An 11,543-nucleotide genomic window follows, 5' to 3' on the forward strand; every position below is an offset into this window, starting at 1 on the left:
GCGTTGACTTGTCCCGCCCCCTTTGTGAGACAGCCGCTGGGCAAGGGACATATCGGGCCGCACGCGCCTTGCCGGAGGAAGTGATGACCGAACCGATCCCGGCCGACGAGCCGAAGCTGTTTCCCAAGACCGCGGGGGACACGCTGCGCGAGGCGCGCGAGACGCAAGGCCTGTCGCTTGCCGAAGTCGCCGCGCGGACGCGGATCCCGGTGCGCCAGCTCGAGGCGATCGAGGAGGGCAATTATGCGGCGCTTCCGTCGATCACCTATTCGGTCGGCTTCGCCAAGGCCTATGCCCGCGCGGTCGGCGTCGACGAGGTCGCGATCGCGCGCGAAGTCCGCGGCGCGAGCGACCAGCCGAGCGCCAAGCGCACCAATCACGAAGCGTACGAAATCGACGAGCCGTCGCGCGTTCCGCCGCGCGGCCTGGCGATCACCACCTTGCTGATCGCGGTCGTGGTGCTGATCGGCGCTGGGCTGTTCTACGGCACCTCGCTGTTCCGCGGCGATGGCGAGCCCGCCAGCGCCCCGAGCACACAAAGCGCCAATACCATCGCGGCCGCCCCCACCGTAGCCCCGTCGCCGAGCGTGCCGACCGGTGCAGTCGTGCTGACCGCGTCCGACGAGGTGTGGCTCCGGATCTATGACACGGCCGGCAAGACGATCCATCTCGGCACGATGAAAGCGGGCGAGAGCTATACCATCCCCGCCGACGCGGTCGGCCCGATGATCAATGTCGGGCGCCCTGACAAGCTGCAGGTGACCGTCGGTGGCACGGCTGTCGCGCCGCTCGGCGACGGCAAGCGCGCGATCAAGGACGTACCGCTCGACGCCGCCGCGCTCACCGCGCGCGGCACCGCGCCCGCGGCCGCGGTGACGCCTTCGGCCGCTGCCGGACCGACGACGCGGCGCGAAGAGGCACGCTCGACGCGGACGCGCACTGCGGCATCGACTTCGGCGCCGTCGTCGTCGCTCCAGCCGCTCAACATCGCGGCGCCTGCCGCGGTGGCGCCCGAACCGGCCAAACCCGCCGCCGCTCCGACGCCCGCCCCTTAACGCTGGCGGCACAAGGCTAATGTCGGCTATGCTACTCGCTTCATCAGCACCGGGGGGTGTACGAATGCGTAACCATCTATTGACCGCTTTCCTGCTCGCCGGGAGCATGCTGAGCGCGCTGCCCGCGAATGCGCAGAGCAGCAGCGGCAACGGGCGCGCGATCGAGGGCCGGGTCGACCGGCTCGAAGGCGAGATGCGCGCGGTGCAGCGCAAGGTGTTCCCCGGTGGCAGTGGCGGCAGCGGTGGCCAGTATATCCAGCCCGACAATCGTCCGGCCGATCCCGACGCAATCCTCGGCGGATCGCCGACCAGCCCGGTCGCCGATTTGACCGCACGCGTCGATTCGCTCGAAAACCAGCTGCGCACCTTGACCGCGCAGACCGAGACCAACCAGCACCGCCTGCAAGGACTCGACAGCCGCCTGAAGACGCTCGAGGCCAATGCCGCCGCGGCCGCTGCTGCGGCGACGCCTGCGGCTGTGCCAGGGGATGACGGCGGCAGCTTCGACCGGCCCGTGCCCGCGCGCCCGACGGCGGATCGCACCCCCGATCGCGGGTTCGACCGACCCGCCACCCCAACACGCCCCGCGCCGGCAAAGTCGACGGTGACCCCGCCGCCAGTGGTCAGCACCAAGGATCCGGCACGCGCGCAGCAAGTCGCCGCGGTCGAGCGACCCGATTCGGGTGACGTCGCCGAGGACACCTATCTCTACGGCTATCGCCTGTGGGCGGCGCACCTCTATCCCGAGGCCGAGGCGCAGTTCACCACCGTCACGACCAAGTTCCCGACGCACAAGCGCGCGAGCTATGCGCAGAACCTGCTCGGCCGTTCGTATCTCGAGGATGGCCAGCCGTCGCGCGCGAGCCTCGCTTTCTACGACAATTACAAGAAATGGCCCGATGGCGACCGCGCGCCCGAGAGCCTCTATTACCTCGCCCAGGCGCTGGTGAAGCTCGACAAGCCCGCCGCGCAAGTGTGCAAGGTCTATACCGAGCTCCAGCGCAGCTATGGCGCGAAGGTCGATGCCGATGCGCGGATGAAGGCGGGCGTCGCCAAGGGTCGTGCCGCTTCCAACTGCTCGTGAGATGAGAGCGCCCGACCGCGTGCCGGTGGAGCCGGCACTGGTCGCGCGGTTCCGCAAGGATTTCGAACGGGTGCGCCCGCTGGGCTCGACTGAACGCCTCGCGCTCGCGGTATCGGTATCGGGCGGGCCCGACAGCATGGCGCTGCTCGCGCTCGCCGCCGCCGCTTTTCCCGGACGGATCATCGCTGCGACGGTCGATCACCGGCTGCGCGTTGCCGCCGCCGACGAGGCGCGGATGGTCGCCGAATGGTGCGCCGCGCAGGGCATAGCGCATGCGACACTGGTGGTCGACGACGCGATCGGCTCGCGCGCGGTCCAGGGTCGCGCACGCGACCGGCGCTATGCGCTGCTGCGCGACTGGGCGGCAGCGGCGGGGGCGACGTGTCTCGCCACCGCACATCATGCCGACGATCAGGCCGAAACTTTCCTGATGCGCGCGGCGCGCGGGGCGGGGGTCGCCGGGCTCGGCGGTATTCGCGCGCACCAGCAGCTCGGCGCGATCGCGCTGATCCGGCCGTTGCTCGGCTGGCGGGTCGCCGAATTGCGCGCGCTTGCTGTGACGCACGCACTGCCCTTCGTCGATGACCCGAGCAACGTCGACCCGCATTACGAGCGCACCCGCTTTCGCGCATTGCTCCGCGACACGCCGTGGCTCGACCCGTTGCAGATCGCGCGCGCCGCGGCGCACGCGGCCGAAGCCGATGCCACGATACGGGGGATGGAAGACTGGCTATGGCAGACCCGCCGCAGCCCCACCCCCAACCGTCACCCCGGCCTCGTGCCGGGGACCACCGCCGTCCACGAGCAACATCCGCACGACGTGCGGCACGGTGGATGCCGCGACGCGCCCGGTATGACGGGGGAGGGGGGCGTCGTAATCGACCTCGACGTCGCGGACCTACCCCGCGAGTTGAAACGCCGCCTCGCCCGGCGCGCGATCCACGCCGTCCGCGCGGCGCACGCGCTCACCACGCCAGCCTTCACCGACTCGGCCAATATCGAACCGCTGCTCGACGCGCTCGAAGCCGGCAAAACCGCGACCCATGCGGGAATCCTGGTCGCTGTGCGCGACACCCTCTGGAATTTTGCGCCACAACCGCCGCGTCACTCACACTGATCGACGATTTGATCGACGATTGCGCGGGCCGTTGCATTGCCATTAATCGCGCTGTGCTTATCTTATGGGTCACGAAAGGTATCCCGTGCCCATGAACGACAATGACAAGCAGCCCGGCGGCGACTCTGGCGGGCCCAACCCCTGGATGAAATCGCTGCTGATCTGGGTCGGCATCCTCGTCGCGCTGGCGTTGTTCGTGACGCTGATCGACAATCGTTCGGTCGGCCCCAACGTCAACGGGATCGCCTATTCGCAGTTCCTCGACCGTGTCCAGAACGGGCAGGTCAAGGACGTCAACATCGCCGGCGAAGTCGTCACCGGCACGATGAGCGACAACACAAAGTTCCGCACCTATGCGCCGCAGGACCCGCGCCTGACCGATCGTTTGCGCGAGAAGAACGTGACGATCACCGCCAAGCCTGAAGAAGGCGCGCCGATCTGGCAGGTTCTGCTGGTTAATTCGCTACCCTTCTTCCTGTTCCTCGGCCTCGGCTATTTCGTGATGCGCCAGATGCAGAAGAACTCGGGCTCGGGCGCGATGGGCTTCGGCAAGAGCCGCGCGAAGATGCTGACGCAAAAGGAAGGTCGCGTGACCTTTAACGACGTCGCCGGCATCGACGAGGCACGCGAAGAGCTGCAGGAGATCGTCGAGTTCCTCAAGGATCCGACCAAGTTCGCCCGCCTCGGCGGCAAGATTCCAAAGGGTGCGTTGCTCGTCGGTTCGCCCGGCACCGGCAAGACGCTGCTCGCGCGCGCGATCGCGGGCGAGGCTGGCGTTCCGTTCTTCACGATTTCGGGCTCGGACTTCGTCGAGATGTTCGTCGGCGTCGGCGCGAGCCGCGTGCGCGACATGTTTGCCGAAGCCAAGAAGTCGGCGCCGTGCATCGTCTTCATCGACGAAATCGACGCGGTCGGCCGTCACCGTGGTGCGGGCCTCGGCAACGGCAATGACGAGCGCGAGCAGACGCTCAACCAGCTGCTCGTCGAGATGGACGGCTTCGAGGCTTCGGAAGGCATCATCATCGTCGCGGCGACGAACCGCCCCGACGTGCTCGATCCTGCGCTGCTGCGTCCGGGTCGCTTCGATCGCCGCGTCACGGTGCCGCTGCCCGATATCGAGGGCCGCGTGAAGATTCTCGAAGTGCACATGAAGAAGGTGCCGCTCGCCCCCGACGTCGATGCGCGCACGCTCGCACGCGGCACGCCGGGCATGTCGGGTGCCGATCTCGCCAACCTCGTCAACGAAGCGGCGCTGATGGCGGCGCGGCTCGGCAAGCGGCTGGTGGCGATGGCGCAGTTCGAGACCGCCAAGGACCGCGTCATCATGGGCACCGAATGGCGCTCGCTGGTGATGACCACCGATGAGAAGCGTATGACGGCGTATCACGAGGCAGGCCATGCGCTGGTGCGCGTCCACACGCCCGCGTCGGACCCGATCCACAAGGCGACGATCATCCCGCGCGGTGGTGCGCTGGGCATGGTCGTGTCGATGCCCGAGCGTGACAATTACTCGTATCATCGCGACAAGATGTATGCCGATCTCGCGACCGTGATGGGCGGCCGCGTGGCGGAAGAGCTGATCTTCGGCTACGACAAGGTGTCGAGCGGCGCTTCGGGCGACATCAAGCAGGCGACCAAGCTTGCGCGTGCGATGGTGTCGCAATGGGGCATGTCGGACGCGCTCGGCCCGCTGCAATATGAAGAGCAGCAGGGCGAGACCTTCCTCGGCTACTCGCAGACGCAGCGCCAGAACATGTCGAACGAGACCGCGCTGATGATCGACAGCGAGATCCGCAAGCTGGTCGATGGCGGCCTGGCGCAGGCGCGCGAAATCCTGACCGAGCATATCGATCAGCTTCACCGGATCGCCGGTGCGCTGCTCGAATATGAGACGCTGACCGGCGACGAGATCAAGCGCCTCGCGTTCGACGGCGATATCGGCCGCGACGATGCCGATGCCAAGGTTTCGATCGTGCCCGGCGCGGGGACCTCGATCCCCAAAACGCGCCGGCCCAAGGGCGGCGGGCCGTTCGGTAATCCGGCGCCTGCCGGGGCGTAACGCCCGCGGGACTGGAACGGTAAAAAGAGCCGCGTCCGACAAGTGTCGGGCGCGGCTTTTTCGTCTCTGCGCGGTATGCGGACGCTTCTGCGCTGTTTCCGAATCCGGTCGTCTTTGAGCATGTCAAAGGACTATCGTTCTCGCTGCGACCAAGAGAATGGACGAGCTTCGACGCGCACAGCACGACCGGGACTAGGCGGGCGCGATCGAAACGTGGTCGCTTGCGTGCTCCGCCACGGCGCTAAGCCGCCGTTCGCGCTGAGGAACGAGCAGGCCGCGTAGGCAGTGCGACTTTACGGGGCGCCTCCCGTGGCGCTGCAAGCGGGCCGGTCGCCGCTATTCCATGAACCCCATCGCCAGCAACAGGCAGGCGAAGGCGGTAAGCGCGATCCAGGCGAAGACGATGAGCGCGACCGTTCGCCACAGCGCCGAGCGTTTGCGCAGCGTATAGGCACCCCGCAACTGTGCGAACATGTGCACCGGCGGCACGAACATCACGAGCAACCCGATCAGTCCGCTGCCAACGCCGATAGCGCCGGCGGTGCTCAGCGAGGCGACCAGCATCATCATGAAGGCGAGCGAATAGGTCACGAAAATGGCGTGGTCGTAGAGTTTGTAGCGCCGCCGCCACAGGAAGAGCAGCGCGACGAACGGAGTCGAGATCGGGATCAGCGCCCAGCTGTATTTGTAGGCGCTCGACTGCAGCTTGTAGAGCGCCAGTCCGGGATTGGCCTTCACCTTGGCGATGCCCTTGTCGAGCGCGTGCCAGTCGGTGCGCAGCCCGGAAAGCGGGACGTCGCCGATCGTGACGCCCGACCCACCATCCATCACGCTACGCGCGACCTGCAGGCTGCGCAGATCTTCCTGCACCTTGGCGATCTTGGCGTCGGCATTGGCGCGGCGTGGGGCGGTCTGCAGCCGGGCGAGCTTGGCCTGTCCCTTGGCGATGTCGGCGTCGATGTTCTGCAATGCGGTTTCGCGCGCCGCGGGCGGCAAGTCAGCGCCGAGCTCGCCGCCAAAGGCGTGGATCGTCGCAAACATCAGGAACACCGCGAACAGGAACAGCGCGAGCGGCGACACGAAGCGCGCGCGTTCGCCCGCGATGTAGCGTCGCGTCAGCGCGCCGGGCTGGAACACCAGCATCGGCACGGTGCGCCAGATCTTGCCTTCGAAATGGAAGACGCCGTGAAGCAGATCATGCCCGATCGAGTGGAGCGAGCGGTGGACATGCCCGCTTTGCCCGCAGGCATGGCAAAACTCGCCGTGCAACGCGGTCCCGCAATTGAGGCACAGTCCGTGCGCGAGCGGTCCGTGCGCGGTTTCGCCCGCAGGCGGCTCGACCGCACGCGCGACAAAGAGTCCCGTGGCGATATCGCCCGCTGTATCGATTCCCCCCGACATTGCGGCAGCATAGCAGTGGCTTTGGCGAATGCGATAGATTTTGCCGCAAGGGGCGCGGTCGTGATACCGCGAGCGTCATGACCGACGCCACGACCCTGCTCGCCACCATGACCGATCGCGCCCGCGGCGCTGCCCGCACGCTCGCGACGCTGCCGACTGCGGTGAAGGCGCGCGGACTGCTGGCGGCGGCGCAGGCGTTGCGCGATGCCGCCCCGGTAATCCTCGAGGCGAATGCCAGCGACATGGCGAAGGCGACTGCCGCCGGCTTGTCGGGCGCGATGCTCGACCGGCTCAAGCTCGATACCGCGCGCGTCGCGAGCATGGCCGACGGTGTCGCCGCGGTCGCAGCACTCGCCGATCCGGTCGGCGCGGTGATCGACGAGAGCGTGCGTCCCAACGGGCTGCGCTTGCGCCGCGTTCGCGTGCCGATCGGCGTGATCGGGATCATCTATGAAAGCCGCCCCAACGTTACCGCGGATGCCGCCGCACTCGCCGTCATGGCGGGCAATGCCGTCATCCTACGCGGGGGGTCGGAGGCGATCGAAAGCAACCGTGCGATCCATACCGCTCTGGTCGCGGGACTGGTGGCCGAGGGTATTCCTGCCGATGCTGCGCAACTCGTGCCGACCACCGATCGTGCTGCGGTCGGGGCGATGCTGACGGCGGACGGGTCGTCGGGCGCCGCGGCGATCGATCTGATCGTCCCACGGGGCGGCAAGGGGCTCGTCGCGCGCGTCCAGGCCGAGGCGCGGGTCCCCGTGCTCGCGCATCTCGACGGGATCAACCATATCTATGTCGACGGATCGGCCGATCCGGCGATGGCCAAGGCGATCGTCGTCGACGCCAAGATGCGGCGCACCGGCGTGTGCGGCGCGATGGAGACGTTGCTGATCGACCGCGCCTATCCCGATCCGGCGGGCCTCGTCGCGGCGCTTTCGGCGGCCGGCTGCGAAGTGCGCGGCGGGCCTGGCCTGCGCGCGCTGGTGCCAAGCCTAGCCCCCACGACCGACGCCGATTGGGACACCGAATATCTCGACGCGATCGCGTCCGCCGGGCTGGTCGACGGCATCGATGGCGCACTGCGCTTCATCGCGGCGCACAGCTCGCACCACACCGACGCGATCGTCACCGCCGACGAGGCCGTGGCGACCCGCTTCCTTGCCGAGGTCGACAGTGCGATCGTGCTGTGGAACGCCTCGACGCAGTTCGCCGATGGTGGCGAGTTCGGCCTCGGTGCCGAGATCGGCATCGCGACGGGGCGCCTCCACGCCCGCGGCCCCGTCGCGCTCGAAGGGCTGACGACGTACAAATGGGTGGGTTACGGCAGCGGGCAGGTGCGGGGTTGATGGCGGTCGGGCTCCGGTGTAATTTGCCGCGATGAACCATCCTGCGCCTTTTTCGCGATCGGTCACGATCGACCTGGACGATGAGACGGCTGCGCGGGTCGCCAAAGCAGCGGCTGCGCAAGGGATAACCGGAGCCGCATTTGCGGCCGAAGCCATCCGGCGAGTCATTGAGAGCGAAGACGATCTTCTCGCCTTCATCCAAGTCGGGATTGATGCGGCCGATCGTGGTGCCCTGACCCCGCAAGCTACCGTCTTCGAAAACCTGCGCCGCCGGAGGCAGCAGCGCGCCGTCGCATGAGGACCGTCGAATGGAGCGACCCCGCGATCGCCGATCTCGAGGAGATTGACGATTACTGGTCGGCATATTCTCCCGACGCCGCCGAGCGGATTGCAGCCCTGATTGAGGAGGCAGCCGAATTCGTCGCGGCCACCCCGGCAGCAGGGCCGGCGATTCCCGAGGTCGACGCTCGAAAATGGCGCGTCGCGCCCACCGACTATCTTCTTCTGTATCGGGTAAGCGACACGCACATCGAGGTGCTGCGTATCCGTCATGCGCGCGAAAATTGGATACGGACCTGACCCGCATCGGCATCCTCGGCGGCTCGTTCAATCCAGCTCATGCCGGCCACCGCGCGATCAGCCTTGCAGCCCTCGATGCGCTAGGGCTCGACGAAGTGTGGTGGCTCGTCTCGCCCGGCAATCCGCTCAAGGAGAAGAGCGGCGACATGGCCCCCTACGCCGCGCGCTTTGCCTCTGCGGTGCGGATGGCGCGCCACGCGCCGATCCGCGTCAGCGCGATCGAGCACAAGCTCGGCACGCGCTACACCGTCGATACCGTCACCAAACTCCGCCGCGCTTTCCCCAAAAAGCGCTTCATCTGGCTGATGGGATCGGACAATCTCGCGCAGTTCGACCAGTGGAAAGGGTGGCGCCGGATCGCCCGCGAGGTTCCGATTGCGGTAATCGCGCGTCCGGGGTATGAACGTGCTGCTCTCGCGGCTCCCGCGATGGGTTGGTTGCGGCGCGCACGTCGGCCCGCACACCAGGCGAAGAACTGGACGCAGTGGAGATTGCCGGCACTCGTGCTGTTGCGCTTCCGCCCCGACCCGCGCTCCGCGACACAGCTTCGTGCTGCCGACCCCGCCTGGCAGCGGCATTTCCTGCCAGCCGTCCCGACCCCACCTTCTGCATAGGAATCATCTTGGCCTCATCTTCTCCCGTCTATCGCGCGTCCGAACCCGAAGAGGTCGACGCGCTGCTTCGGCTCGTGCTCGCGTCGCTCGACGACGATCAGGCCGTCGATGTCATCTCGATCCCGCTTGCGGGCAAATCGAGCATCGCCGATTACATGGTGATCGCGAGCGGCCGCTCGACGCGCCAGGTCGCGTCGATGGCGCAGAAGCTGTCCGAGAAGATCAAGGCCGAATACGGCCGGCCGTCGCGTATCGAGGGCCTGCCGACCGCCGATTGGGTGCTGCTCGATGCCGGCGACGTGATCGTCCATCTGTTCCGCCCCGAGGTCCGCACCTTCTACAATCTCGAGCGGATGTGGGCGTTCGGCGATGCGCCGACCCCGCCCGCCGCGCCGGTTATCGAGGACTGATCGCTGGATCTCCTGCTCCCCGGCGAAGGCCGGGGTCCAGGAGCGAGCGGTGCGGCGGAGTGCGCAGCGCTCGGCTATGGCGACCTTCGCGACTGGGCCCCGGCCTTCGCCGGGGAACGTGTAGCGGTACAGCGCTGAGCATCGCTCGCAACGGAGGCAAGCATGCTGCTCCACATCGTCGCGCGCGGGCGGATCGGGCGGAGTCCCGAGGCCGAACTGGTCGAGCGCTACGTCAAGCGGCTGTCCTGGCCGTACAAGCTGACCGAACTGCCCGACACCGGCGGCAAGATGCCGGCGGTCGAGCCCGGCTGCCGGATCGTCATGCTCGACGAGACGGGGCAGGTCCTGCCATCGCGCGATCTCGCGGCCACGCTCGAGAAATGGCGGGACTCAGGCGTGCGCGAGGCGCGCTTCCTGATCGGGGCGGCCGACGGCTTCGACGATGCGCAGCGCGCCTCGGCCGATCTGCTGCTGAGCTTCGGGCGGGCGACGTGGCCGCACCTGCTTGCCCGCGCGATGCTCGCCGAGCAATTGTACCGCGCGACGAGCATCCTTGCCAATCACCCCTACCACCGCGAAGGATAGAGCCATGCGGGGGCGGGCTCTTCTGATCGCGGGTGTCGCAGCGGCGATTGGCGCGAGCGTGGCCGTCGCGCAGGAACCCGTCGACCAGCGCACCCGGCTCGCCGAAGCCAAGGCGCAATCCGATGCCGCCGCGCGCCGCTCTGCCGCGCTCGAACGCCAGGCCGCCGCAGAGCGCGACCAGGCGCGCCAGGCGCAAGCGCAGGAAGCTGCGGTCGCCGCCCGCATCCAGCAGGCCGAGGCCGATATCGCCGCAGGGCAGGCGCGGCTCGCGATCGTCGATCGCTTGCTCGATGCGCAGCGCACCAAGCTGGCCGCCAAGCAAGTGCCCGTCGCGCGGTTGATGGGCGCCCTGCAATCGCTCGCAAGGCGGCCCGCGATCATCAGCCTCGTCCAGCCCGGATCGGTCGACGATCTTGTCCATGTCCGCGCGGTGCTGGCCAACACGATGCCAGTGATCCGCGCGCGCACCGCCGACGTCCGCGCCGATCTTGCGCGCACCCGCCAGTTGCAGGCGGCAGGCGCGGTCGCGACCCGCGCGCTCGCCGAGAGCCGGTCGCGGCTCGAAGTCCAGCGGCTTGCGCTGACGCGACTCGAGGCGGCGCACCGGCTGCGCTCGCGCGCGTTCGGACGCGATGCGCTGATCGAATCCGACCGCGCGATCGCGCTCGGTGAAAAGGCGCGCGACATCGTCGACTTGATGGACACGATCGGCAACCAGGCGGCGACGCGCGAGAGCCTTGCGTCGCTGCCCGGCCCGCTCGCGCGCCCGCCACGCCCGGGCGAAGTCGTCGCGCCGATCGACCGCGGCACCTGGTCGCACAGCGCACCGCCGTATCGCCTGCCGGTGCAGGGCAAGATCGTCACCGGGCTCGGCGAACTCTCGGACACCGGCGTCCATTCGCGCGGGCTGACGATCGCGCCGCTGGCAGGCGCGCAAGTCGTCGCCCCCGCGGCGGGGCGCGTCGCCTTTGCCGGGCCGTTCCGCGGCTATGGCACGATCGTCATCCTCGATCATGGCAGCGGCTGGACGACGCTCGTCTCGGGGCTCGGCAGCACCAGCGCGCGGATCGGCGAAACGATCGGCCAAGGCGCGCCGATCGGGCAGGCGGCGCGCGGCGAAGCGCCGAGCGTGACGGTCGAGCTGCGCCGCCGCGATCGCGCGGTCGACATGACGCCGCTGCTCGGGTGAGGCGAAATCCGCGGCGGCAATCCCGCTCAGCTTCGGTTCAGCCCGGGCACGCCATCGATTGCCCCGCTTTGATCCCCGCGCAAACCCCGCTACGGTGCCTCCAA

12 protein-coding genes are annotated in these 11,543 nt (G+C 68.2%); 11 read left to right on the forward strand and 1 reads right to left on the reverse strand.

Features of this window, described 5'->3' with window-relative positions:
• Positions 1-83: 83 nt before the first annotated feature.
• The 4 genes from ACP7C5_RS15530 to ftsH all read left to right on the forward strand — a co-directional run bounded on the left by ACP7C5_RS15530 (position 84) and on the right by ftsH (position 5,315).
• Positions 84-1,055, forward strand: coding sequence for a helix-turn-helix domain-containing protein (locus ACP7C5_RS15530; RefSeq protein ID WP_426264918.1), 972 nt, complete (start codon positions 84-86; stop codon positions 1,053-1,055).
• Positions 1,056-1,119: 64 nt separating this feature from the next.
• Entirely contained in the window at positions 1,120-2,139 is a 1,020-nt protein-coding gene (locus ACP7C5_RS15535; RefSeq protein WP_426264919.1) for a tetratricopeptide repeat protein, read from the forward strand.
• 1 nt (position 2,140) lies between these two features.
• On the forward strand, positions 2,141-3,256 hold the full coding sequence (gene tilS / locus ACP7C5_RS15540; RefSeq protein ID WP_426264920.1) for a tRNA lysidine(34) synthetase TilS: 1,116 nt from the start codon (positions 2,141-2,143) through the stop codon (positions 3,254-3,256).
• A 91-nt stretch (positions 3,257-3,347) separates the two neighbouring features.
• Positions 3,348-5,315, forward strand: coding sequence for an ATP-dependent zinc metalloprotease FtsH (gene ftsH, locus ACP7C5_RS15545; RefSeq protein ID WP_133190758.1), 1,968 nt, complete (start codon positions 3,348-3,350; stop codon positions 5,313-5,315).
• 336 nt (positions 5,316-5,651) lie between these two features.
• Here the strand turns inward: ftsH and ACP7C5_RS15550 are convergent, their stop codons facing one another.
• Positions 5,652-6,716, reverse strand: coding sequence for a DUF3667 domain-containing protein (locus ACP7C5_RS15550; protein WP_426264921.1), 1,065 nt, complete (start codon positions 6,714-6,716; stop codon positions 5,652-5,654).
• A 77-nt stretch (positions 6,717-6,793) separates the two neighbouring features.
• On the opposite strand from ACP7C5_RS15550, the gene ACP7C5_RS15555 reads away from it, so the two are divergent.
• From ACP7C5_RS15555 to ACP7C5_RS15585, 7 genes are all read left to right on the forward strand, one after another.
• Complete coding sequence (locus ACP7C5_RS15555) at positions 6,794-8,062, forward strand: glutamate-5-semialdehyde dehydrogenase (RefSeq protein ID WP_426264922.1); 1,269 nt, start codon at positions 6,794-6,796, stop codon at positions 8,060-8,062.
• A gap of 31 nt (positions 8,063-8,093) precedes the next feature.
• Entirely contained in the window at positions 8,094-8,360 is a 267-nt protein-coding gene (locus tag ACP7C5_RS15560; RefSeq protein ID WP_133190752.1) for a CopG family transcriptional regulator, read from the forward strand.
• Positions 8,357-8,641, forward strand: coding sequence for a type II toxin-antitoxin system RelE/ParE family toxin (locus ACP7C5_RS15565; RefSeq protein WP_133190750.1), 285 nt, complete (start codon positions 8,357-8,359; stop codon positions 8,639-8,641). The genes ACP7C5_RS15560 and ACP7C5_RS15565 overlap by 4 nt, the downstream gene beginning before the upstream one ends.
• On the forward strand, positions 8,638-9,255 hold the full coding sequence (locus tag ACP7C5_RS15570; protein ID WP_426265046.1) for a nicotinate-nucleotide adenylyltransferase: 618 nt from the start codon (positions 8,638-8,640) through the stop codon (positions 9,253-9,255). The genes ACP7C5_RS15565 and ACP7C5_RS15570 overlap by 4 nt, the downstream gene beginning before the upstream one ends.
• A gap of 8 nt (positions 9,256-9,263) precedes the next feature.
• Positions 9,264-9,665, forward strand: coding sequence for a ribosome silencing factor (rsfS, locus tag ACP7C5_RS15575; RefSeq protein WP_133190748.1), 402 nt, complete (start codon positions 9,264-9,266; stop codon positions 9,663-9,665).
• A gap of 162 nt (positions 9,666-9,827) precedes the next feature.
• Positions 9,828-10,250: a 23S rRNA (pseudouridine(1915)-N(3))-methyltransferase RlmH gene (locus ACP7C5_RS15580; protein WP_426264923.1), complete on the forward strand. Its 423-nt coding sequence runs from the start codon at positions 9,828-9,830 to the stop codon at positions 10,248-10,250.
• A 4-nt stretch (positions 10,251-10,254) separates the two neighbouring features.
• Positions 10,255-11,439: a murein hydrolase activator EnvC family protein gene (locus tag ACP7C5_RS15585; RefSeq protein WP_426264924.1), complete on the forward strand. Its 1,185-nt coding sequence runs from the start codon at positions 10,255-10,257 to the stop codon at positions 11,437-11,439.
• Positions 11,440-11,543: the final 104 nt, after the last annotated feature.

Source organism: Sphingomonas sp. PWP1-2, assembly GCF_049898305.1.
GTDB classification, from domain to species: Bacteria; Pseudomonadota; Alphaproteobacteria; order Sphingomonadales; family Sphingomonadaceae; genus Sphingomonas; species Sphingomonas glacialis.